18 protein-coding genes, 5 tRNA genes, 1 pseudogene and 1 riboswitch are annotated in these 22,812 nt (G+C 72.5%); of the genes and pseudogenes, 12 read left to right on the top strand and 12 right to left on the bottom strand.

All coding sequences use genetic code 11. The annotated features are described in order from the left end of the window. The first annotated feature begins 14 nt into the window (after window positions 1-14). A complete protein-coding gene (locus tag H958_RS0129690) occupies window positions 15-257 on the top strand; it encodes a DUF6411 family protein (protein WP_028061324.1) in 243 nt (80 codons plus the stop codon). A gap of 1 nt (window position 258) precedes the next feature. Here H958_RS0129690 and H958_RS0129685 read toward each other — a convergent pair. The 4 genes from H958_RS0129685 to H958_RS0129670 all read right to left on the bottom strand — a co-directional run bounded on the left by H958_RS0129685 (window position 259) and on the right by H958_RS0129670 (window position 2,988). Continuing rightward, window positions 259-341: transfer RNA gene (locus tag H958_RS0129685), tRNA-Leu, on the bottom strand. A 26-nt stretch (window positions 342-367) separates the two neighbouring features. Then, window positions 368-838: a hypothetical protein gene (locus tag H958_RS0129680; protein WP_028061323.1), complete on the bottom strand. Its 471-nt coding sequence runs from the start codon at window positions 836-838 to the stop codon at window positions 368-370. 104 nt (window positions 839-942) lie between these two features. Further along, on the bottom strand, window positions 943-2,661 hold the full coding sequence (locus H958_RS44350; protein ID WP_081686421.1) for a S8 family peptidase: 1,719 nt from the start codon (window positions 2,659-2,661) through the stop codon (window positions 943-945). 41 nt (window positions 2,662-2,702) lie between these two features. Next, window positions 2,703-2,783: riboswitch (cyclic di-GMP riboswitch) on the bottom strand. Window positions 2,784-2,906: 123 nt separating this feature from the next. Beyond that, window positions 2,907-2,988: transfer RNA gene (locus H958_RS0129670), tRNA-Leu, on the bottom strand. Between the two features lie 68 nt (window positions 2,989-3,056). On the opposite strand from H958_RS0129670, the gene H958_RS0129665 reads away from it, so the two are divergent. Together H958_RS0129665 and H958_RS47060 are read left to right on the top strand one after the other, a co-directional pair. Then, a tRNA-Trp gene (locus H958_RS0129665) sits at window positions 3,057-3,128 on the top strand. 88 nt (window positions 3,129-3,216) lie between these two features. Continuing rightward, window positions 3,217-5,214, top strand: a complete 1,998-nt coding sequence (locus H958_RS47060) for a protein kinase domain-containing protein (RefSeq protein ID WP_156028403.1) — start codon at window positions 3,217-3,219, stop codon at window positions 5,212-5,214. Here the strand turns inward: H958_RS47060 and H958_RS0129655 are convergent. After that, window positions 5,195-5,878 carry an FHA domain-containing protein gene (locus H958_RS0129655; protein ID WP_196807629.1) on the bottom strand — a complete coding sequence of 228 codons (684 nt, stop codon included), beginning with the start codon at window positions 5,876-5,878 and terminating at the stop codon, window positions 5,195-5,197. The two genes, H958_RS47060 and H958_RS0129655, sit on opposite strands and share 20 nt — an antisense overlap. Window positions 5,879-6,039: 161 nt before the next feature. Here H958_RS0129655 and H958_RS0129650 point away from each other — a divergent pair, with 161 nt between their 5' ends. Beyond that, window positions 6,040-8,094 carry a hypothetical protein gene (locus H958_RS0129650; protein ID WP_028061321.1) on the top strand — a complete coding sequence of 685 codons (2,055 nt, stop codon included), beginning with the start codon at window positions 6,040-6,042 and terminating at the stop codon, window positions 8,092-8,094. A gap of 80 nt (window positions 8,095-8,174) precedes the next feature. Here the strand turns inward: H958_RS0129650 and H958_RS47055 are convergent, their stop codons facing one another. Then, window positions 8,175-8,312: a hypothetical protein gene (locus H958_RS47055; protein WP_156028402.1), complete on the bottom strand. Its 138-nt coding sequence runs from the start codon at window positions 8,310-8,312 to the stop codon at window positions 8,175-8,177. Between the two features lie 100 nt (window positions 8,313-8,412). Here H958_RS47055 and H958_RS0129640 point away from each other — a divergent pair. Together H958_RS0129640 and H958_RS0129635 are read left to right on the top strand one after the other, a co-directional pair. Next, window positions 8,413-8,483, top strand: a tRNA-Gly gene (locus H958_RS0129640). 13 nt (window positions 8,484-8,496) lie between these two features. Continuing rightward, window positions 8,497-8,570 (top strand) — tRNA-Pro (locus H958_RS0129635). Window positions 8,571-8,874: 304 nt separating this feature from the next. Here the strand turns inward: H958_RS0129635 and H958_RS0129630 are convergent. Both H958_RS0129630 and H958_RS44340 read right to left on the bottom strand, forming a co-directional pair. Beyond that, on the bottom strand, window positions 8,875-11,319 hold the full coding sequence (locus H958_RS0129630; protein ID WP_028061320.1) for a hypothetical protein: 2,445 nt from the start codon (window positions 11,317-11,319) through the stop codon (window positions 8,875-8,877). Between the two features lie 90 nt (window positions 11,320-11,409). Continuing rightward, on the bottom strand, window positions 11,410-12,294 hold the full coding sequence (locus H958_RS44340; RefSeq protein ID WP_051324981.1) for a thioredoxin domain-containing protein: 885 nt from the start codon (window positions 12,292-12,294) through the stop codon (window positions 11,410-11,412). Window positions 12,295-12,461: 167 nt separating this feature from the next. Between H958_RS44340 and H958_RS44335 the strand changes: the two genes are divergently transcribed. Both H958_RS44335 and H958_RS47930 read left to right on the top strand, forming a co-directional pair. Then, window positions 12,462-14,567: an RCC1 domain-containing protein gene (locus H958_RS44335; protein WP_051324980.1), complete on the top strand. Its 2,106-nt coding sequence runs from the start codon at window positions 12,462-12,464 to the stop codon at window positions 14,565-14,567. A gap of 2 nt (window positions 14,568-14,569) precedes the next feature. Next, window positions 14,570-16,579: a CHASE2 domain-containing serine/threonine-protein kinase gene (locus H958_RS47930; protein ID WP_081686420.1), complete on the top strand. Its 2,010-nt coding sequence runs from the start codon at window positions 14,570-14,572 to the stop codon at window positions 16,577-16,579. On the opposite strand, the gene H958_RS0129610 is transcribed toward H958_RS47930, so the two are convergent. The 3 genes from H958_RS0129610 to H958_RS47925 all read right to left on the bottom strand — a co-directional run bounded on the left by H958_RS0129610 (window position 16,576) and on the right by H958_RS47925 (window position 18,867). Beyond that, on the bottom strand, window positions 16,576-17,358 hold the full coding sequence (locus H958_RS0129610) for an FHA domain-containing protein (RefSeq protein WP_196807628.1): 783 nt from the start codon (window positions 17,356-17,358) through the stop codon (window positions 16,576-16,578). The two genes, H958_RS47930 and H958_RS0129610, sit on opposite strands and share 4 nt — an antisense overlap. Continuing rightward, on the bottom strand, window positions 17,267-18,094 hold the full coding sequence (locus H958_RS0129605) for a hypothetical protein (RefSeq protein ID WP_156028401.1): 828 nt from the start codon (window positions 18,092-18,094) through the stop codon (window positions 17,267-17,269). Before H958_RS0129605 ends, H958_RS0129610 begins: the two co-directional genes overlap by 92 nt. Window positions 18,095-18,369: 275 nt before the next feature. Continuing rightward, complete coding sequence (locus tag H958_RS47925) at window positions 18,370-18,867, bottom strand: RCC1 domain-containing protein (protein ID WP_028061317.1); 498 nt, start codon at window positions 18,865-18,867, stop codon at window positions 18,370-18,372. A gap of 102 nt (window positions 18,868-18,969) precedes the next feature. Here H958_RS47925 and H958_RS48570 point away from each other — a divergent pair, with 102 nt between their 5' ends. Continuing rightward, window positions 18,970-19,194, top strand: coding sequence for a hypothetical protein (locus H958_RS48570; protein ID WP_028061316.1), 225 nt, complete (start codon window positions 18,970-18,972; stop codon window positions 19,192-19,194). Between the two features lie 332 nt (window positions 19,195-19,526). Here the strand turns inward: H958_RS48570 and H958_RS49285 are convergent. Then, a pseudogene (locus H958_RS49285) lies at window positions 19,527-19,688 on the bottom strand (RCC1 domain-containing protein); the annotation flags it as partial. A 195-nt stretch (window positions 19,689-19,883) separates the two neighbouring features. Between H958_RS49285 and H958_RS44330 the strand changes: the two are divergent. The 3 genes from H958_RS44330 to H958_RS0129575 all read left to right on the top strand — a co-directional run bounded on the left by H958_RS44330 (window position 19,884) and on the right by H958_RS0129575 (window position 22,765). Beyond that, window positions 19,884-21,041 (top strand): zinc ribbon domain-containing protein, encoded by a 1,158-nt coding sequence (locus tag H958_RS44330; RefSeq protein ID WP_196807626.1) that lies wholly within the window; start codon window positions 19,884-19,886, stop codon window positions 21,039-21,041. Continuing rightward, window positions 21,005-21,997: a serine hydrolase gene (locus H958_RS41225; RefSeq protein WP_051324978.1), complete on the top strand. Its 993-nt coding sequence runs from the start codon at window positions 21,005-21,007 to the stop codon at window positions 21,995-21,997. Before H958_RS44330 ends, H958_RS41225 begins: the two co-directional genes overlap by 37 nt. 468 nt (window positions 21,998-22,465) lie before the next feature. Further along, the gene (locus H958_RS0129575; protein WP_028061315.1) at window positions 22,466-22,765 is read left to right on the top strand and encodes a transposase; all 300 of its coding nucleotides are present in this window, start codon (window positions 22,466-22,468) and stop codon (window positions 22,763-22,765) included. Window positions 22,766-22,812 lie beyond the last annotated feature (47 nt).

Below are 22,812 nucleotides of genomic sequence, written 5' to 3'. Positions count from 1 at the left end.
GGTATGGCGTGGCCATGGTCATCGGTGGAGTCGTAGCCCTCTGCATCATCCTGCTGATCCTCGGGTTCCTGTTCCCGCGCATGTCGCGGCATCCGGAGCGCGGCTCCGAGCGCGTCGCGGGGGCGGGCGGCCGCATCGCCGGCAAGGCGCCTGGTCCGCTCAGCCGCTGGTTCCGCAAGCCGTTCGGCACCTCCCAGAAGGCGATGGCGAAGAGCAGCAACGCCGGTCGCCGGGGCCGGTCGAAGATGCCGTTCTAGATGCCCGGGGCGGGATTCGAACCCGCACGCCCGTAAAGGCAGGGCTTTTTGAGAGCCCCGAGTCTGCCATTCCTCCACCCGGGCAAGGGCGCTGACATCGTAGGGGGTAGCTAGGCGGCCGCGGGTTCGCGTGCCGGCGCGCGCTCGACCTCGACGTTCCACTCCTGCCGGAACGCCTGCAGCGAGAGCACGATCAAGGCGGCCTGCACGGGGACGAGCAGGCCGCAGACCAAGCCCAGGACGCCGGACGACAAGCCGGGGTCGGAGAAGCCGTCGCGCGTGCGGTCGAACCACGCCGGGGTCGCGATCACGGCGAAGATGCCGAGGATGATCGCCAGCGCGGCGATCATCGGCAGCACGCCGCGCGTCCAGCGCGCGACGAAGACCGCGAGCACCAGGTAGATGAGGACGTATGCGACCTGGACGGGCTTCGCGCCCTCCAGCGTGTCCCAGCCGCCGAGCGTCACGATCGCGACCAGCGCGGCGGAGGCGAGCAGCAGGACGATCAGGAGCAGGCGCGTCAGCTGGGACGACGCCTTGCCGCGATTCGGGTGCTCGACGACGACGGTCTCGCCGGCCATCGGGGCGACGATAGCGCGCGGCGCGAGCGGCGTGCGCCGCTCGCGCCGGGGCTGCGGGACTCAGGGGCGGCGCTTGCCGCCCCAGCTCGCGCGGCGGCGGAGGCTCACGGCGCCACCTCCGCGTCCGGGGTGGCGGTCGGCGTCGCCTCGGGCTGCTCGGGCGCAGGCGCCTCGGCGGGAGCCGGCGTCTCCTCTGCGGCCGGCGGGCTCGTCTCGGCGGCCTGCTCGGCAGCGAGCTGGGCGGCCTCGTCCTCGGCGCCCTCGCCGAAGCTCGACCACGAGCTCCGGCTCCACGAGGAGCGGGTGGGGTCGATCGCCGCGCCGAGCGAGCCGCACGCGACGCACGACCAGCTCGAGCGCGCCCAGCCGGCGGACAACGCGCCCGTGGCCGCGCTCCAGGAGGAGCGCGTCCAGTGCGAGATGTCGATGTTGAGGCGATCGAGCGCCTGGATCAGCGTGTTCGGCACGATCCCGCGGTTCGCGGGCGTGACGGTGCCGAGGCTCGCCGCCGCCTCGACGTCGATGTCGCCCGCGCCGGCGGAGCCGAAGACCGGCTTGTCGGTCGCCATCAGGGCGGCCTTGACCTGGTCGGGCGTGAGGTACGGCTTCGCCTGCAGCAGCAGCGCGATCGCGCCGGACACGACCGGCGCCGCCATCGACGTGCCGCCCGCCTTGAAGTACGCCCCGCCGACGATGCACGTGGGGCACAGGTACTGGAACGCGCTGTCGGGCGCGAGGGTGGAGACGATGTGCGCGCCGGGCGCCATCACCTCGGGCTTCGGGAAGCCGTCCTGCGTGCGGCCGGCGCTCGACCAGTAGGCGCGCGCGCCCTTGCCGCTGTTGCCCTTCTCGTCGGAACCGCCGACGCTGATCGCGAACGGATCGTTGCCCGGCGCGTACTGGACGGCGTCGCGATCGCTGCCGCGGTTGCCCGAGGCGGCGACGACGACGATGCCCTTCTCCCACGCGTACTCGACGGCGGCGTCCAGCGGGTCCGTCCTATAGGACTGCGCGGCGTCCGCGGCCAGCGACAGGTTCAGGACGCGGATGTTGTAGTCGTCCCTGTGGTCGACGACGAACTGGATGCCGTTGATGACGTCCAGCACGGTCGAGTTGCCCTGCTCGTCGGACGCCTTGACGACGATCAGGTTCGCGTCCGGCGCGACGCCGACGTAGTCGCCGTAGAGCGGGTCGGAGGGCGCCCGGTTGAACGAGTTGCCCGCGATGATGCCGGCGACGTGCGTCCCGTGGCCGAGGCCGTCTCCGGCCTTCTTGGCGCCGGGCGACGTGACGACGTTGGCGACCACGCGCGAGCGGCCGTCCGCGCCGCGGAAGTCGACGAGGTCGCCCGCGACGCCGGAGTCGATCACCGCGACGCCGACGCCGGAGCCCGTGATCCCACGGTCCCAGAGCCTGTCGGCGCGGATCGTCTTCGGGTAGTTGGTGTTCAGGCGGCCGGAGCTCGCGCCCTGCGCCTTGACCTTGCCGTTGAGCGTCACCGCGATCACGCTGCGCTCGCGCCGGAGCGCCGCCGCCTCCTTGGCGGTCGCCTTGATCGCGAGCCCGTGGATCAGCGGGATGCGGCCGGTCACGCGGCCGCCGTGCCGGCGCACCAGCGCGCGGGCCTTCTTCTCGCTGAAGGCCGGCTTGAACTGCGCAATGGCCTGCACCGTGCGCGACGGGGCCTTCCTGGCCAGCGTCGCAAGCTGCTCCTGCGCCGTGGCCCCCTGTGCCACGGGTCCGCCGAGCGCCAGCAGCGCGACGACGGCCGCGAGGGCCGCGCCGAGCGGGATGCGCAAGCGGTTGATGCAGGTGTCGAACAACTCAGGGCACCTCCTTGTGCCTCTTCCATCCGTCTTTGGAAGCTGGCGGCCGAGCCATCTCTCCCCCTGAGAGACCTCTGGCTTTGCGTCCCCGCCTCGCGACGGGTTTGCCCTGAGTCAGCTGTGCAAGGGGAAGATCGGCGGGCGCCGCGGGGGATTTGAGGAAGTTGGACGGACGTCCGACCGGCCGGATGCCTCCGCCTCGCCGACGAGATCCGGTCTCCTCCAGCGCCATGGGCTGCTGATGCGGGCGGAGGGACTCGAACCCCCAAGCCTTGCGGCACCGGCACCTAAAGCCGGCGTGTCTGCCAGTTCCACCACGCCCGCACGGAGCACCCATCCTATGCGGTGCCGGGCGGCGGCCACTAATATGGGCGGCCGCTACACGCTCCCTGGGGGGACTGGTCCAACGGCTAGGATGGCGGTCTCCAAAACCGCAGGTTGGGGTTCGATTCCCTGGTCCCCCGCTGACACCCGCGCGACATCTGCGCGGCCCGGCCGTTCATGCACGACGGCATGCTGCCTGCGCGCGATCGGCTGATAGACCTGACACCGATGGGCGAGCTTGCAGCCGGTTCCGTCTTCGCCGGACACCGCATAGAAGACGTTGCCGGCCGTGGCGGCATGGGCGTCGTGTACCGCGCCACGCAGCTCGCGCTCGACCGCACCGTGGCGCTGAAGGTGATCGCGCCCGGGCTGCTCGAGGACCAGACGATGCGCGCGCGCTTCGTGCGCGAGTCCAAGGTGGCCGCGTCGATCGACCACCCGAACGTCATCCCGATCTACTACGCCGGCGAGGAGAACGGCATCGCCTACATCGCGATGCGCTACGTCGGCGGCGACGACATCCGCAGCCTCGTCCGCCGCGAGGGCAAGCTGCCGGCGGAGCGGGCGGCGCGGCTCGTGGCCCAGATCGGCGCCGCGCTCGATGCCGCGCACGCCGCCGGGCTCGTCCACCGCGACATCAAGCCGGCCAACGTCCTGCTCGGCCCCGAGGACCACGTCTACCTGACCGACTTCGGGCTGACCAAGCACGTGCTGTCGGTGGCCGGCTCGACCAAGCCGGGCCACTGGGTCGGGACGCTGGACTACGTGGCGCCGGAGCAGATCCGCGGCGAGCGGGTCGACGCGCGCGCCGACGTGTACGCGCTCGGCTGCCTCCTGTACTACGCGCTCACGGGCGGCGTCCCGTTCGCGCGCGACGGGGACGAGGCGAAGCTGTGGGCGCACCTGTCCGACGCGCCGCCGAAGCCCAGCGCGCACGGCGCGCCGGAGGCGTTCGACGCGGTGATCGAGCGCGCCTTGGCCAAGAACCCGGACGAGCGCTATCCGTCCGCGGGCGACCTCGGCCGCGCGACGCTCGCGGCCGCGGCCGGGCGCCGGCCGGCCGGGCGCGAGCGGCTCGTCGCCACCGGTGCAGCCGCGCCCGTCGAGGCCGAGACGATCAGCGCCGCCCGGCCGGTCGCGGTGACGCAGGGCCGCGCGGACGCGGAGACCGTCGCGCAGGAGCCCTCGCGCGTGCACCGCGCGCGCCGGCCGGCGCTGCTCGGCGCCGCACTGCTGGTGGCGGCGGGGGTCGGCGTCGCGGCGGCGGTCGCGCTCGGCGTCGGAGACGGCGACCCGCCCGCGGCCGGCACGCCGACGCCGACGCCGGGCACGGCCGCCACGCCCACCGCGCAGGCGCCGCTGCGGGTCGTGAAGTCGATCAAGGTGGGGGAGCGCCCGAACGTCGCGCGCGCGCTCGACGGCAACCTCTTCGTCGGCTCCTTCAAGCGCTCCAAGCTGGCGATCATCTCGGCCAAGACGGGGAAGCTCCGCTCGCACGCGCCGGACATCGGCATCGGCGTCAACGACTCCGCGGCCGGCGGCGGCGCGCTCTGGCTCGCGGTCTCGCGCTCGCACGCGATCGTCAAGCTCGACCCCCGCTCCGGCCGCGTGCTCAAGCGGCTCCCCGTGAACGGCAACCCGGGCTCCGTCGCCGTGTCGGGCAGCACGGTGTGGGCGGGGATCGTCAGCGGCAACGGCCAGCCCGACACGCTGCTCAAGCTCGACGCGAAGACCGGCCGGACGCTCTCGAGCGTCCCGTATCCGTTCGGCATCGCCTCGCTCGCCACCAGCCCGAGCGCGCTATGGGTCGTGAGCCGGCGCCGCGCGCGCGTCTACCGCGCGGACCCCCGCACCGGAGAGCGCGCCCGCGAGCTGCGGGTGGGCAGCACGCGCGGCGAGGACGCGGTCTACGGCAAGGGCGCGCTGTGGGTCGCGGTGCCCGACGACGACACGGTGTACAAGGTCGTCACGGCGACCGGCTCGGTGATCCCGATCAGCGTCGGCCGGCAGCCGCGCCAGGTGGCCCTGGTCGGCGACACGGTCTACGTCACCAACTACAGCTCGAGCAACCTGTACGAGATCGACGCCAAGGACTCGCGCGTCGTCGGCGATCCCGTGAGCCTGTCCGTGAACCCGTTCGCGATCGCCGCCGACGGCGGCACCGTGTGGGTCACCAGCCAGCCTGACAACGTCGTGAGCGTCCTGTCTAGAGATCGCGGCGGGTGATCACGCCCGTGCGCAGCGCCTGAAGGGCGAGGCTCGCGCGCTTCTGGTTCTGCGGCAGCGCGTCGACCCCGAAGACCTCGAACAGCGCCCGCAGCGTGCTCTTGACCGCATCGACGCTCACCACGAGCTCGTCGGCGATCTGCTGGTTGGTCGCCGGCGTCGCATAGGTCGAGTCCTTGAACGGCCGGCACAGCGCGATCAGCACGCGCCGCTGGGCGGGCGTGAGCAGCTCGCCGACGTGCGGGCCCAGCGCGGTCACCGTCGGGCGTGAGACGGACTCGCCGGCCGGCGCGCGGTAGGCGATCGCGACGCCGCCGAGCGTGAGGACGTCGCCGTCGCGCAGGCGCTGGCGGCTCGTGACCCGGTTGCCGTTGAGGTAGCTGCCGTTGCGCGAGAGGCCGTCGTCGACGACGGTCCAGTCGTCGCCGAGGCGCTCGAGCGCGGCATGCACGCGCGAGACCTCCGAGTCCCAGTCGAGCACGACGTCGTTGCTCGGCCGGCGCCCGAGCGTGATGCGCTCATCGAGCGCGACGAGGTCGACGATCACCTGGGCGTCGTCGACGTCGCGATAGACCAGGAACGGCGTGCCGCGGCGCTCGGCGGCGATGCGGTCCTTGAGGTCCTGCGGCGTGGCGACATGGGCGTCGAGTGGGGATTCCGGCACGGGGATCAGCCTAAACGCGCCGGCGATGAAAGGTGGCGTCACCAAGGGTGGGGCGCGCTTCCACCTCGGGTGTCAGGAATCCATCCCTGAGCCGTCTGTGAGAGCGGCGGCGCGGCCGGGATCGTCCCGGTCGCTCCCCAGATCTCCACGGAAGGACCCACATGCTCCGCTCCTCGCTCGCCGCGGCCGCCGCGGCGCTGGCGCTCGCCGGCGTGCCGTCTGCCGCGCGCGCCGCAGACGACTCGGCCTACTGGAAGTACGCCGACTCGATCCAGAACCGCCTCGACGCCCAGTGGGACGAGCAGGCGGCCTACTACCGCATGGGGGGCGGCGGCGTCGAGCCGATGGCCAACTCGATGCTCCTGCTCACGCACGCCGTCGCCGCGATGAAGGGCTATGAAGGCCCGGCCCGCAACGACCACCGGGCGCGCATGCTCGCGCTGCGGCTGGTCGACGGCGTGCCGTTCGTGAACAAGCCCGGTACCGGGCAGGTGCACGCGCCGGGGTGGGTGAACTCGATGAGCGATCCCAAGGGCGGCCAGCACCTCGTCTTCGACGCCGAGGTGGTCGACGGGCTCGTGTACGCCTACCGCGCCCGGGATGCGCTGCAGCTTCCGGCGTCGACGGTCGAGAAGATCCGCTCCGCGATCCACCGGACCGCCCACGGGTCCTTCTGGCGCTACCCGACGATCCGGCTCAACCAGGTCAACTGGTACGCGCTGATGTACGCCGCCGACGCGACGGTCACGGGCGACACGACGCTGCTGCGGCGCGACCTGCGCCTCCAGCTCTCGCGCTTCTTCAGCGGGGCACGCGCGAGCGGCGCCGGCTGGATCGGCAACTTCGGCGCCGGCATGCGCTTCCACTACCTGCCGCAGATGACGCTCAACAACCCGCGCAACGTCGACTCCGCCGAATACGCGAACATCGTCCTGACGTTCGTGCGCTTCTACGACCAGGCGGTCCGCGCCGGGATGCCCGCGCTGCCGGCGGCGTCGAAGACGCTCATGCACCAGTGGATCGAGCGCGCGATCTCCGGCTATTGGACGCACGGCGGCTACATGAACTGGGACTCCGGCCTCGGGTTCGACCGCTGGCACCAGGGGAAGAAGCTCGGGCTCGCGCAGGAGGCGCTGATCGGGGTTGCGTCGTCTGACTCGCTGTTGCCGAGCGACAGCTGGGGCCAGTGGTCCAAGGCCATCCTCGACCGCTCGCTCGCGTTCTACGACCGGCAGGTCACGGCGCGCGCGAGCGGGCTCCCGGACCCGGTCTTCTTCGGGCTCACGAAGGTGCCGCAGGGCATCGGCAGCGCCCGCCTGGCGGCGGCGCGCATCGAGGCCAACGCGGCGCGGGCGATCGACGCGGGGCTGGGCACGCGGCGCGCGTCCGAGCCGCCGGCGCTGTACTCCTATGACCCGGACATCGGCCGCCTGGCCGTGACGACGCCGACGTACAACACCGCGATCGTCGCGGTCAACCAGCGCGCGTTCCCGTACGGCGGGCTCGACCTCGCTCGGCTCTTCGACGGCGACCAGGACGTGGCCGCGAACATCGGCGGCCGTCCGCCGGCCTCGTTCGGCGTGATGGTGCGCGACGTCGCCGGCAAGCGGGTGATCGCCTCGCAGGTGGGGCGTTCACGCGTGACGGGCACGACCCCGCTGCGGCTGACGAAGGCGCCCTCGGGCGCCGGCGCCCTGGCGTCCGCGCGTGTCGGGCGGGCGTTCGCCGGGCCCTTCACGGACCTCCGTGCGACGGGCACCATGTCCTCGAGCGCGCTGCGCCTGACCGTCTCGCACCGCTTCACGCGGGATTGGATCCAGTCGTCCTGGACGGTCGCCAGGCGAGCGGGAACCGCCCGCTACACGGCGGACGTCCTGTTCCCGAGCTGGGGCGGCCGCGACGCGTCGGTCGTCGCGGTCCTCCGGAACGGCTCGCGCGTCACGCTGGGCACGCGCCTGGTGCCGCTGTCGTCCGTGGCGTACCTGTGGGTCCGTAGCGCGGACAGCGGCTACGTCGTCGTCCCTCGCTCCCGCCCGGCGGGCGCCGGCGTCCACGTCATGCGCCCCGCGCCGCAGAGCTCGGACCCCAAGCCGGGCCCGACCGCGGCGATCCAGATCGCCCGCAGCGCGCGATTCAGCCGCGCCGGCATTGCCGTCCGCCTCATGCCCGTCCACGGCGAGCAGGAGGCGGCGGCCGCGGCGGCACGGCTCAAGTGACCGGTCTGGACCCTCCCGACTGACCCTGCCCGGATCCCGGCTGCTCCCTCCCGCGTCGTGGGGAGCGGCGGCCGGGCCGTTCAGCGCTGGGGCGGCTCCACGAGCACCAGCTTGCCCCGGTTCAGCAGCTGCGCGATCGCACAAGCCTTCTCGATCTGCGAGTACGTGTACCGAACCGGGTTGTGCAGGGTCTCGATGTGGACGCCTGGAATCTGCATAGCCCAAGGATTCCCCGAATCCGCGATCTCGTATCACCGCCGACCGCCCGCACATACGTTCGAGTGCGCGACGCGAGTATCATGGGCGCCGTCCGCCGTCGCGGGCGAAGTGTTGTGGTTGCACAGGAGCCTTCCAAGCTCTTAGGGCGGGTTCGATTCCCGTCGCCCGCTTGAAGCAGACATACGGGGAGTGGCGCAGTCTGGTAGCGCACCCGGCTGGGGGCCGGGCGGTCGCAGGTTCAAATCCTGTCTCCCCGATACGAAGTCCCCGGAAATCGCAAAGTTCCACTTTGTGGTTCCGGGGCGCAAGGGTGCCTTAGGGGCAGCGTGTCGCGTAGGAAGGACGTTCGCGACCCGATGGTTGCAGCCGGTCCGGTCCGCACGAGATCGCTCGTATTCGCTCGCTATCGGACAAGCGATAGGGCGGCCGCCGTGACGGCGGCCATCGTCACGATCTTCCGACCCCGCGCGCCCATGTTCGCCACGAGACGTGTCGCAGCCTCGCGGCGAATGCAGGGCTCCTGGAGGGTGGACGAGGCGCGGCCCTCCACCCCGTAGCGCTTCAGGAATGGATGGCGGACCAGGGCTGGTCGTTGGTTGTGCAGCTGTATGCGACGCCGTCGGTATAGGCGATGTCCTCGCGGTACGTGCCCGCGATCCTGGTCACGCCAGTGGATGTCGTGCCGTGGACGTGCCCGCGGAACGTGTGGGTGAACGTCGCCGCGTGGCCGGAGAACACGCCAGTCGCGGGTACCGTGGCGGCAAATGAGCCGTCGGTCGCGAGCGGGATGTCGGCGATCGTGATGTGGTCGCCGCCGGTCCGGCTCGGCGCGCAGCCGAGGGAGGTTGGGACCGTCACGTTGAGCAGATGCGCGCCGTCGTTCGAGACCTGGAACGAGAAGACGCTCTGCTCGGGGGTCCGGCCCGAGTAGGTCCCGGCCGGCGCCGTGGCCGACTGGGTCCCCTGCGCCTCTCGTGTCGCGTACCACGCCTGGTCGTCGGTCGTGCAGGAGCGCGACGTGCCGTCGTCGTAGGCGATGTCCTCGCGGAACGTGCCTGCGAAGCGGGCGGCGCCGCTCGTGACCGTGCCGTGGAGGTGGCCGCTGAAGCGGTACGTGAACGTCGCCGCGTGGCCGGCGAGGATGCCGTCGTGCGTGGCGCTCGCGGAGAACGAGCCGTCGGCGGCGAGCGTGATCTCCGAGAAGCCGATGTCGTCATAGAAGTTCTTGCCCGGCGCGCAGCCGAGATACGTGGGGACGACGACGTCCTGCAGGCACGTGCCGTCGTTCGAGACGTAGAACGAGAACACCGACTGCTCCGGAGTGCGGCCGGAGTAGCTGCCGGCGGGCGGCGCGGGCAGCGCCTGCGTGCCCTGGGCCTCGCGCAGCGCGTGCCACGCCTGGTCGTCCGTGGTGCAGGCGTGCGCGATGCCGTCGTCGTAGGCGATCGACTCCCGGAACGTGCCGGCGAAGCGGACCGCGCAGGCGTCGTCGGTGCCGTGGACGTGCCCGCTGAACGTGTACGAGAACGTCGCCGCCGTGCCGAAGAGCACGCCGTGCTGCGTCGTCGTGGCACTGAAGGAGCCGTCCGCCGCGAGCGGGATCGTGGCGATGCCGATGTGGTCATAGAAGTTCTTGCTCGGCGCGCACCCGAGGTACGTGGGGACGACGACGTCCTGCAGGCGCGTGCCGTCGTTCGAGACGTAGAACGAGAACACCGACTGCTCCCGCGTGCGGCCGGAGTAGCTGCCCGCGGATGGCGCGGACCGCGCCTGGGTGCCCTGGGCCTCCCGCAGCGCGTACCACGACTTGTCGTCGGTGGTGCAGGAGCGAACGGTGCCGTCGTTGTACGCGATGTCCTCGCGGAACGTGCCCGCGACGCGGGTGACGCCGGCGGTCGTCGAGCCGTGGGCGTGGCCGCTGAACGTGTACGTGAACGTCGCCGGGTTGCCGGCCAGGACGCCGTCCTGGATCGCGTGCCCGCTGAACGAGCCGTCGGCGGCGATGGCGATGTCGCCGATCCCGATGTGGTCGTAGAACGACTTGCTCGGCGCGCAGCCGAGGTAGGTGGGGACCCACACGTCCTGCAGGTGTGTGCCGTCGATGGAGGCGTAGAACGAGAAGACGGACTGCTCCGGGGTCCGCCCGGAGTAGCTGCCGGCCGGGAGCGCCGCCGTCTGCGTGCCCTGGGCTTCTCGCGACGCGGTCCACGCCGTCGCGTTCGTCGTGCAGCTGAACGTGGTCCCGTCGTCGTAGGTGACGTCCTCGCGGTAGCCGCCGGACACCTGCGACCCCTGGAAGTGCCCGCCGAACGTGTACGCGAAGTGCGCCGGCGCTCCGGCCAGGACGCCAGTCTGGGTCGCGGTCGCGGCGAACGAGCCGTCGGCGGCGATGGCGATGTCGGCGATGCCGATGTGGTCGTAGAACGTCTTGCTCGGCGTGCAGCCGAGGTAGGTGGGGACCGTCACGTCCTGCAGGTGCGTGCCGTCGTTCGAGACGTAGAACTCCAAGACGGACTGCTGCGGGGTCCGGCCGGAGTAGCTCCCGGGCGCCCCCGTCCCCGAGGGCGCCGGCGCGGGTGCGGGCGTCGGCGTGGCCCGGGGCGCGGGTGTCGGCGCCGGGCGCCCGCCCTGCGGCGGGCAGGGCGAGTAGACGCGGGAGGCGGTCGCGCTGCGGCCGTCCTTCGCCTTCGCGGTGATCGAGACGGCGAACCGCTTGCGCGGGAGGCCGGTCAGCTTCAGCGCTCCCGGCAGCGCGCGGCGCCCGAACGTCGCGAACCGCTTCCCGTCGATCTTGATCGTCGCGCCGGTCCACTTCACGCGCGGGACCTTGCGCACGCGCAGCGTGAGCCCGGCCTTGCTCACGCACTGCTGGGCGGGCGGGAGCATGAACGCCGCCGCCGGCGAGATCGGCCGCAGCCTGGGCTTGGCGCTCGCGCTCGCGGCGACCACCGCCGCCGCGACGACCGCGACGCCCAGGACCTTCGCCAGCTGGCGTCTGTCCGACACAGCGTTTCCTCCGTTCGCGGATCGCGCGGCGCTCGCGGCCGGCGCGACTCTATTCGGTGTCAGAAGGTGAACCAGACGACAGGTCGAGGATCACGGCAGGTAGACCGACGCGTGGTCGCCGCCGGTGCACACGACGGGAGCGCGGTCGACGCAGGACATCGCGTACTGCTTGCGGGTCACCGGGCTGTAGGCGATCACCGTGCCGGGACCATGGGCGTCGTATGCGGCGCGGACGTTCGCGGCGAACGCGCACGTCGTGTTGGGCCCGACCGCCAGCCCGTTGCCGCAGGCGGTCGTGCCATAGGCGCGAGCGACGGACCGGCCGGCGAAGTACACGGAGGCGTTGTCGCCGCCCGTGCACACGACCGTCGCGCTCGACGAGCAGCTCATCGCGTAGGTCCTGAGCGTCACCGGGCTGTATGCGATGACGGTGCCGGGACCGTGGCCCTCGTACGCGGCGCGGACGTTCGCGGCGAACGCGCACGTCGTGTTCGGCCCGGCCGAGAGGCCGTCGCCGCAGGTCGTCGGCCCGCCGCTGTTGACGACCGTCGTATTGACCGGCGTGGGTGCGGCGGCCCGCTGGGCGACGTGGGGGAGCGGGCGCGTGACGGCGACGGCCGCGGACGCCGGCGTGGCGTCGCGTGCGCTGCCGATCACGTCGATGCGGGTGCGCCCGCGATGGACGGAGGCGGTCGCGACGAAGACGCCGTTGGCGACCGCCGCGGGCCGGCCCTGGACGAGCACGACGGCGTTCGCGGGCGAGACTGTCCCGCGGACCGTGACATGATCGGCGGTCGTCTTGGTGCCGCCGCGCGGGGACAGCAGCGAGACCCGGACCGGCGCGATCGCCTTCGCGGCGACGGGCTCCATCGTCGGCGTGGCGCGCGGGGTCGCCCCGCAGCCGGTAATCGCGAGGATGAGCGCGCCGGCCGCGAAGGTGGCGAGGCGGCGGCTGGAAGCGGTGTGAGTGGTCATGGCGTGTCCCCTTGTGGATTTCGGGTCGACTGGAGCCTCCATCCGCCGCCGCGGCGCCGAAAGCGACCCAAGGGGTATGCCTTGCTTACCTGCGCTGCAGGGGTGATGAGTGGTTGACCCTTGGACGAGTTGTCCGGGTTCCCGCATTCCGAGAGACTCGGCCGGCGATGCTTGGTCTCCGCATCACCACCGTCGTGCTTGCCGCGCTGGCGATCGCGGCCCCGGCGCGCGCCGCCGACGACACGCAGGTCAAGGTCAGCGCGGGCGGCACCGCCACCTGCGCGCTGCTCTCGCCGAGCGGGCACGTCGAGTGCTGGGGCGAGGGCGCGCAGGGCCAGCTCGGTGACGGGACGAGCACGGCCAGCGCGGCTCCGGTGACGGTGACCGGGGAGATCGGTGCCAAAGACGTGAGCGCGGGCACCGACCACGCCTGCGCGGTGCGCGCGGACGGCGGCGTGGACTGCTGGGGATTTGCCACCGACCTCTATCTCGGCTACGGCCAGGTCGTGCCCGCGCCCGTGCGCAGGGTGACCGGGGCGGTCGCCGTCAGCGCCGGCGCCGGGCACGACTGCGCGCTGCAGGCCGGCGGAACCGTGCACTGCTGGGGAGCGGGGGCCGCCGGCGAGCTCGGCAACGGCGCGAAGGCCGACAGCGCCACGGCGGTGACCGTCAGCGGCATCGCCTCGGCGGTGGCGATCAGCGCCGCCGCCGGCCACACCTGCGCCGCGCTCGCGAGCGGGCAGGTGCAGTGCTGGGGGCGCGGGATCGACGGCGAGCTCGGCAACGGGGCGAACGTCGACAGCGCGACGCCGGCGACCGTCAGCGGGATCACGACGGCGATCGCGGTCAGCAGCGGCACGAACCACGCGTGTGCGGTGCTGTCGGGCGGCGGCGTCGCCTGCTGGGGCTCCAACCGCTACGGCCAGCTCGGCGACGGCGGGCTCACCTCCGGCGCTACCCCGGTGGCGGTGAGCGGCGTGACCGACGCCGTCGCGGTCAGCGCGGGTGGCGTGCACAGCTGTGCCCTGCTCGCGTCGGGCGCGACCGTGTGCTGGGGCCATGGCGGTGACGGCGAGCTGGGCAACGCCAAGCGGGACAGCGCCACGCCCGTGTCCGTCGCCGGCCTCTCCGCTCCGAGCCAGCTCTCGGCCGGGCTCAGCCACACCTGCGCCGCGGTCGCGGGTCCGCGCGTGCTGTGCTGGGGCGCGGGTGATCGCGGGCAGCTGGGCGACGGCCGCAACAGCTCGAGCGTCACGCCGGTCGCGACGCTGCTCGCGCTCTCGCCGCCCGAGTTCGGCAAGAGCACGGCGGTCCAGCGCGTGTCCGGAACCGTGCTGGTCAAGCTGCCGGGCAGCGCGACCTTCGTCGCGCTTGGCACGCTCTCCACGCTGCCGCTCGGCACGACGATCGACGCCACACACGGCCGCCTGAAGCTGACCTCGGCCGACGCCGCCGGCCGCACGCAGACCGGGCTTTTCTACGACGGCGAGTTCACGACGAGCCAGGCGAGCAACCTGACCGTGCTCACGCTCACCCGCGTCGCCTGCGCAGCGGCGTCGGTGGCGGCCAAGCCCAAGAAGAAGAAGCCGAAGAAGAACTCGCTGTGGGGCGAGGCGAAGGGTGGTGACTTCCAGACCGCCGGGCGCTATGCCTCGGCGACCGTGCGCGGCACGAAGTGGCTCGTAGGTGACGACTGCACGGGCACGACGGTGAGCGTCGGGGAAGGCACCGTGCGCGTCGAGAACCTGATCACGCACAAGACGACGCTCGTCTCCGCGGGACACAACGTGGTCGTGCGCAGCTCGGGTCGCTCCGGCTCGGGCGCGGCGACGGCGCACAGCTTCGTCGCGAGCGTGGAGAAGCTGCTGACCCGCCTGGCGAGCGGTCACAAGACGCTCGCGAGCGCGCTCGGCGACGCGATGCGCTGCTCGATCTCACTCCAGACCGCGAGCCGGCGCCTCGCCACCGTGATCACGAACCGCACCTCGATCCGCGCGAGCGTGGACGGGCTCGGCGCGCCGACGGCGAAGGCCAAGATGATCCGCTCGCGCCTGCGCGTCGCGATCGATCACTCGCTTGCCGCGGATCGCCACTACCGCGACTGGCTGTCCGGCCTCGCGAGCACGTCCTGCCCGCTGTCGCGCGGCGCCGCGTTCACCGCCGGCGGCCGTGAGGACGTCAAGGCCACGCAGGCCAAGCAGCGCTTGGTGGCCGTGTTCAACCCGTTCGCCCGCAAGGAGCATCTGCGCACCTGGCGCGCGGCGCAGCTGTGACAATGACGCGCGCGCTCGCCCTGCTCCTCGTCGCGCTGCTCGCCGGCGGCGCCGGTGCGCTGGCGCGCTCGCACGACGTCCTGCGCCGTCCCGAGCAGCTCACGCTTGACGCGCGCTACCAGCTCCGCGGCAGCGATCGCGCGAAGCTCGCCGGCCTCGTGCTGGTGGACATCGACGAGACCACCTTCAACGAGCTGCGCGACGAGCACAAGCGCGCGCAGTGGCCATTCCCGCGCCGCTACCACGCGCGGGTCATCGACGCGCTGCGTCGCGCCGGCGCGAAGGTCATCGCCATCGACGTGCAGTTCACCGAGCGGACCAATCCGACCGACGACAACGCCCTGATCCGCGCGGTCGGACGGGCGGGCAACGTCGTCCTGAGCACGACGGTGGTCGGCCCGCGCGGGACGACGACCGTCCTCGGCGGCGACGCGCTCCTGCACCAGCTCGGCGCGCGCGCCGGCAACACCAGCATGATCCCCGACACCGACGGCACGCTGCGGCGGACGCAGTACGAGATCGGCGGGCTGAAGACGTTCGGCGTGGCGGTCGCCGAGGCCGCCGGGCGACCGGTGCCGCCCTTCCCCGGGCGGGTGTTGATCGACTACGCCGGTCCGCCGGGGACGCTGCGCGCAATCCCCTACTCGCGCGTGCTCGACGGGCGCTTTCCGCGCAACGCGGTGGCGGGCAAGATCGTGATCCTGGGTGCCTCGGCACTGGCGCTGCAGGACCTGCACGCGACGCCGACCGGCGGCGCCACGCCGATGGCAGGGCCCGAGGTGCTCGCGAACGCGGCGTCGACCATGCTCCAGGGGCGGCCGCTGGGCGCGGCGGCCGGCTGGGTGACGAGCGCCCTGATCGGCGCCTTCCTGCTGCTCGCGGCCCTCACCGGCCTGCGCTTCGGCACGCTCGTGAGCGTGCTGTCCGGCCTCGGCCTGCTCGTCGCGTGGGCGGTGGCGACCCAGCTCGTGTTCAACGCCGGCACCGTGCTCGACTTCATCGATCCCGCGGGCGCGCTGATCCTTGCCACCGCGGGAACGGCGATCGTCGCCCTGTGGGCCGACCGGCGCGAGCGCCAGCGGCTGCGCGAGCTGTTCGCGGCGGGCGCGAGAGCTGTCGTCGACGACGTGCTCGGCGGCGCGCGGGCGCTCGCGCCGACGGCCATCATCGCCGGCTACCGGATCGAGTCCGTCGTCGGGCGCGGCGGGATGGGAGTCGTCTATCGGGCAACGCAGCTCGCCCTCGACCGTCCCGTCGCGGTCAAGCTGATCGCCACCGAGCGCGCGCAGGATCCCGTGTTCCGCGAGCGCTTCGAGCGCGAGTCGCAGCTGGCCGCCTCGATCGAGCACGTCAACGTGATCCCGGTCTACGAGGCCGGTGAGGACGACGGGCTGCTCTACATCGTCATGCGCCTCGTCGACGGCGTGGACCTCGCGCAGCTGCTCGCGCACGACGGGGCGCTCGAGCCGGCGCGCTGCACGCGGCTGATCGCGCAACTCGCGGGCGCGCTCGACGCGGCCCACGCGCGCGGGCTCGTGCATCGCGACGTCAAGCCCGCGAACGTCCTGCTCACCCTGGACGATCCCGAGCACCTCTACCTCACCGATTTCGGGGTGGCCAAGCAGATCGGGGCGGCGGGCGTGACCCAGGCGGGTGGCTGGGTGGGAACGCTCGACTACTCCGCGCCGGAGCAGATCGCGGGCGAGGACGCCGGGCCGGCCGGCGACGTCTATGCGCTGGCCGGCGTGCTGTACCACTGCCTCACGGGCCAGGTGCCGTTCCCGCGCGACACCGACGCGGCGAAGCTGTGGGCGCACGTGAACGCCCCTGTGCCCGCGCTGGGGTTGGCGGCGATCGACGCCGTGCTCGCCCGCGGGATGGCGAAGGATCCCGCGCAGCGGTTCCGCACCGCGGGGGAGCTGGCGCAAGCGCTCGTCGGGGCGGAGCCGCCGGCTGCACCCCGGGTCGTCGTCAAGGGTCCGGTGGTCAGCCCGACGGTGGTGACGGACTAGCCCAGCTCATGCCGCGAGATCGCGCCGAACTGCAGCACGCATTCGGCGAGCCGGGTGCGCTTCTCGTTCTGCGGCAAGTCGGCCAGCTCGAACTTGCCGAACAGTGTGCGTAGGTGCATCTTGACCGCCTCGACGCTGAGGAAGAGCTCGTCAGCGATTTGCTGATTGGTGGGCGGGCTCGTGAAGGTGCCGCCGTCGCGGTATGGGCGGCAGAGCACGATCAGCACCTTGCGCTGCGTCGCCGTGAGCGGCTGCGCGGCGCCGGGCTCGCCGGCCGCCGCCGTCGCCTCGACGGTGACCGCGCGTCCGGCGCGGTAGGCGAGGATCGTGCGGCCGACGCGGACGCGGTCGCCGTCGCGCAGGCGCAGGCGGCCGGCGACGCGGCGGCCGTTGACGAAGGTTCCGTTGGTGGAGAGCCCGTCGTCGACGATCGTCCACTCGCCCGCGATGCCCTGGAGCTCCGCGTGCAGGCCGGAGACCTCGCTGTCCCAGGCGATCGGCAGGTCGGTCTCGGGCCGGCGGCCGACGGTCAGCGTCTGGCCACTGGGCCGGAACAGGCCGAGCCGGCCGTCCGCGTCCTTGAAGGCGAGGAACGGCTCGCCCGCACGCTCGGCCGCGAGCAGCGCCTGGAGCTCGCTGGCCGCGAGCGCGTGCGGGGCGAGTGGGTCTGCGTCCGTGCTCAGCGCGCTAGCCCTTGTCGTAGCCGAGCTTGCGCAGCATGTCGCGCAGCGTGCTGATGTAGTCGTGCTCGTAGGCCGGGTCGTCTTCGGACTTTCCACCGGCGGTCCCGCCGGCGTCGACGGCGGCCTGGACGATCGCCATCGCCGCCTCGCCCTGGCCGAGCGTGTAGGCGTCGGCGGCGTACGCCGCGAGCGCCGCGCGTACGTTCTCCGAATACGGCGAGGTCAGGGCCTCCTGGTAGGCGGCGTACTGCTGGGCCATGTCGGCCTGCACCTCCGCCGGGTACGAGGACGTCACGTCGGTGAGCGTGCCCGCGGAATAGCTCCAGACCTTCGCCGGGAGCCGGCTGCTGCCGAACGAGCCGAAGGCGGCGGCGAAGTTCGAGTCGAAGCCGTGGAACTCCAGCTTGCCGTCGCCGTCGACGTCGCGCAGCACCGGGGCACCGAAGTGCCCCCAGTCCCTCCTCAGCCGGTGCTTGCCGGTGTAGATCTCGACCGCGAAGCAGCAGTGCGCGCCACCCGAATAGAGGTTCAGGACGACCTCCGGCGGGCCGGCCGCATCGAGTTGCACGACCGCCAGCGAGGGAAGGGTGTACGCGCCCGCGTACCCGTACTTGTCGGCGCGCTTGACGATCAGCCGGCCGTGGTCCCAGATCCGCAGGCGGCCGCTCTGCCAGAACCGGCTGCGCGAGTCGAGCTTGTAGCTGAACTCGGCGCGCACCGAGCCCAGCTGCGCGTTCCTGACCCGCTCGCGGAAGTGGAACCCGGCATGCGCCGGCGCGGCGGTGGCACCGGCGATGACCAACACAATGGAAACCAGCAGTGCAGCTCTCACGTTCGCTCTCCTTGCGGACGCCGTTGGACGGACACTAGTCGGGATCGCTGCCCCCGGGCAACTTTCCGGGGCGACACGCCAGAGCCTCGCGCTGCGTACGCCGCACCGCCAGTGATCCAAGGTGTAGGTCGTCGTGACCTACCTGAGGCCGCGCACGGCGATCGGCCGCATCCCACGCTTGGTCGGCGCGAGGCTTGACCGCGCGTCGAAGCTCCCCCAACAGGCGACGCCGCCGCTCGCGCGCAGGGCGCACGCGGCGAAGTCCGCGACGCCGATCATCGTGGCGTCGCGGAGGCCGGGGACCGCGACCGGGCGCTGGCTCCGCGTCCGTGTGCCGTTCCCGAACAGGCCGTACTCCCGTTCGCTTCATTGACGGTGACGGCGACCGCGTCCGTGACGCCGCTGACCGGCACCGGCAGCGGCCGCGTGATCTTCGTGGCGTCGCCGAGCTCGCCGTTGCGGTTATCGCCCCAGCACTCGACGGTCCCGCCGGAGAGCACCGCGCAGGTCGCGGCCCAGCCGGTGCCGATCGCCTTCGCGTCGGTCAGGCCGTGCACGGCGACTGCGGTCAGGCTCCGCCGCCGGCTCCCGTCGCCGAGCTGACCTCGGTCGTTGGCGCCCCAGCACCTGACGGTGCCGGTGGAGAGCAGCGCGCCGGCGTGGTCGGTCGCGACGCTGATCGCCGTGGCGCTGGGCCGCGCCGCGTGCGCCGGTCCGGCGCCCGCGGCGCTCACCAGCGCCGCGGCGAGAATCGTCCATGTCCACCGTCGCATCTGAGGCCCTCCTCTACGCAAGGCCGCGCACCGTGACGGGTCGCAGGCGGTGTGTGGTCGTCCCGTCGCCAAGCTGGCCATCGATGTTTGTTGCCCCAGCACATGACGCTGCCGCCTGAGCGCAGGGCGCACGTGTCGAACGAGGCGGTGCTGAGAATCGTCGCGTCGTGGATGCCGCTGACCGTCACCGGCCGCTTGCTCTTCGTCTTCGTGCGGTTGCCGAGCTGGCCCCACGATCCTCCGCCCGGGCTGTGGCACTTGACCGTGCCGTTGCCGAGCAGCGCGCAACCGTGGTCCGCCACCACGCCGTCGATGCTCCAGCGGTAGTCGCGCACGTTCGTGAGACCGGGCACGACGGCCGGCGTCCTGACCCGACTCCAGCATTCGGCCACCCCCGGTCGAGCACCGCGCAGTCTTGGTGCGCGCTGGCGTCGATCGCGACCGCGCCGCTGACCCCCGGCACCGCGACCGGGGTCAGCTGGTCCGCGGCGCGCAACTCGACCCCACTGGTTGTCGCCCCAGCATTCGACGGTCCCGCCGGAGAGCACCGCACAGCTCATGTACTGGGCGGTGCTGATCGCCTTCGCGTCGGTCAAGCCGCGTAGGGCAACCGCCGTCAGGCGCCGCCGCCGGTCGCCGGTGCCGAGCTGACCCTTGCGATTCGCGCCCCAGCACTTGACGGTGCCGTCCGAGAGCAGCGCGCACGAGTGATCGTGCGAGCTGCTGACCGCGGTTGCCGTGGGCCGGGCCGCGTGTGCGGGTCCGGCGCCCGCGGCGCTCACCAGCGCCGCGGCGATGACCGTGCGTGTCAACCGTCGCATGGCGCGAGTATCCAGCCGGCCCCGCGCGCGACAAGCAGACCTAGGTTGCGTCAGGCTTACCTCCTCGGAGCGGGCCACTCCCGCGGCGGGCTGGTCGATAGTTCAGGGGCAGCGCTCCCCTATCTAAATAGGGTCCCTCACCATCGAGGCCCGCGCGTGCGGGTTGCCGAGGAGCGGTTCACGGAGGACGGGAAGATGAGCGAGACCAGCGAGACGGGCTCCGGAGCGAACTTCTGCGCCGCGTGCGGTGCGCCGATCCACGGCGGCAAGTTCTGCTCGAACTGCGGCAGCCCCAGCGGAGTGCATCAGGCGATCACGCCGCAGATGGCGGCCGCGCCGCTCAGCGGCAGCGAACCGCACGCCGCCGATCAGCCGGCGGCCGAGCCCGGCAACGGGCACTCGGCGCTGGGCGGTGACGGCCGGTTCGCCACGCCGACTGAGACCCACACGATCGTCACCGGCCCTTTCGCGGCCGCGCCCGCGCCCGCGAGCAAGCGCGGCAGAGGGACCTGGCTTGCGATCGGCGCCGTGGCGCTCGCGGCGGTGGCCGTCGTGCTGGCCGTCGTGCTGATCTCCTCGTCGGGCGATTCGAACAAGCCTCCGAACGCCGGCACGGCGTACAAGCGGCAGGTCGCGGCGGTCTTCGGCCCGATGCTCGGTGCCAACCAGCAGGTCTCCGCCGCGCTCGCGGCGGTGCGCGGCACCCAGCCCAACGAGGCGCGTCTGGCGGTTCGGCAGGCGCAGCAGGCGACGACCGCGGCCACCGGCGCGCTGGGCGCGCTCACGGTCCCGCCCGGCCAGCAGGGCCTCGCGGGCGCCGGTCAGCAGGTGCTCGATCGCGAAGTCGCGTATCTCGCCACCGTCGCCGCCGTGCTGAACCATCCGACGGTCGCGGGCGCCAGCCAACTGCAGACGCTCTCGTCGAACCTCACCAGCGCGCTCTCGGCGGCCGGCCCGACGATCGCCGGACAGCAGCAGACGGTGAGCGGCACGGACCGGCTGAACTCCTGGGCGCATACCACGTCGCGGACGCTGCAGCGACGCGCGGCGGCGAAGCGCACCAAGGCTCGCGCGAAGGCGCGCTCCGGCTCCGGTTCCGGCAGTGGCGCCGTGGCGCCGGTCACCAATCCGTACAGCAACGGCAACAACTGCGGCGACGGCGTGTACGCCGGGCCGAACACGTCGTGCTCGTTCGCGCTCAACGTCCGCGACGCATACAACGACGCGCCGGGAGCGACCGCCTCGGTCCGCGTCTACAGCCCAGTCACCAACCGCACCTACACCATGTCCTGCCGGCCTACCGGCAGCGGCGTCACGTGCGCGGGCGCCAACAACGCCTCGGTGACGTTCTGACCCGAAGCGTCTCGCTCGTCGCCATCGTCGCCGCCGGCCTGCTCGCGGGCTGCGGCGGCGGTGGCGAGCAGGGCCCGGCGACGGGCCAGGACGTCGTCGCGCATCCGGTCGCGCCGCGGCCACTGGTCAAGACCTCGACGCCACAGGCGAAGGCGACCGCCGAGCCGACACGGACGCCCGCGGCGACGGCGCCGGCTTCCCGCGAGATCCTCTCGGCGGCGGACCGCGCGAGCTTCCGGCGCCTCGCGGCGTCTCTGGGCGGGGAGCACGGGCTCGCCGTCTCGGGCGTCGGAACCGGCCGGGCGGTCGAGCGGATCGGCGCTCTGCAGTCGGGCTCGGCGTGGTCGACGGCGAAGGTGCCGATCGCGATGGCCGTGATCGATGCGGGGCAGCAGGCCGCGCAGCAGAGCAACCTGAGCCAGGCGATCACGGCCTCCGACAACGCCGCCGCGACGCGCCTGTGGGCGTCGCTCGGCCCGCCGCAGGCGGCCGCGGGCGCCGCCGATGCCGAGTTGCGGCGCGCGGGCGACCAGCGGACCAGCATCGAATCGCGCGCGCTTCTCGGCGCGGGATATACGCCGTTCGGTCAGACCGCCTGGTCGCTGCGCGACCAGGCTCGCTTCACCGCCGCGCTGCCGTGCAGCGCCGCCGGCGTGCAGGTGCTCGCGCTGATGGCCCGGGTCGTCGGCGGCCAGCGCTGGGGACTCGGCGCCGCCGGCGTGCCTGCGCAGCTCAAGGGCGGCTGGGGCCCAGGCACCCGACCCGGCGTCATCGGCGGCTATTTGGATCGTCAGATGGGCATCCTCACGATCCACGGCAAATCGCTCGCCGTCGCGATCGCCAGCCGCCCCGCCGATGGCTCGCACGGGACCGGCACGCGCGATCTGACGACGATCGCGCGCTGGCTCGTCGCGCGCGCCAGCGTCCGCGCTCAGCCTGCCCAGCCGACGTGCTGACGTTCGACGCGATTGTCGATCGCGTTGCCCGCCGGACCGACCAACCGGGAGGCATTGCGCCGAACGGGACGAGTTCCGCGGCAGCCATGATCCGTCGCGCGTGGGCTACTCCCACGCGGCCCCGGCTGCTCGCGACCTCGCGGCGGAACCGTCCGCGACCTCGCTGCCGCTTGGTGCCGCGCCCGCCCGGTCACCCCGAGGCCGCGACTCTGGTCCCTGTGTGCAGGAGCAATGCCCGCCTCTAGGCAGGACCAAGACTGAGGCTCCCGGACGGCCGCCCGTCGGCCGGGGCGCTGGTGACGGGGTGCAATCCGGGGTGCAAATTGAGCGGAACTTGGCCTGGACCCCGCTGCGGTGTTGACAGGTTCTGATTGATCTTCTTTGGGGAGGGTGCGAGCCGGTGTAGCCGGCGAGGCTCTGTCCGGGGTCGGTCTGAGGATGGGCCGCTCAGTGCGATCGAGAGGATCGATGAGCGAGAACCGCAGGTACCGGAAGTTCGGCGCCCAGCAGAAGACCGAGCTGGTGCTCGCGTCGTTGCGGGGGCCGAAGACGATCAGCGAGCTCTGTCGCGAGCAGGACATCTCCGAGAGCCTGCTGCGCAAGTGGCGCGAGCAGTTTCTGGCCGCCGGCGCCGAGCGGCTGTCGGGCAAGACGGAGCGCTCGGACGCCGACGAGCTGCGCAAGCAGGTCTCGCGGCTCGAGCGCGCGTTGGGGCGCAAGACGTTGGAGGTGGAGATCGCGGGGGAACTCTTGCGGGGCTGGGAGTGAGCGTGCGCGTCGCCCGGTCCCGCGAGCTGGTCGCGCAAGGCCGCCCG

Source organism: Candidatus Solirubrobacter pratensis (genome assembly GCF_000425945.1).
In the GTDB taxonomy this organism is placed as follows: domain Bacteria; phylum Actinomycetota; class Thermoleophilia; order Solirubrobacterales; family Solirubrobacteraceae; genus Solirubrobacter; species Solirubrobacter pratensis.
Note: the sequence above shows the minus strand (reverse complement) of the source record. Positions and strands in the feature narration are given on the sequence as shown.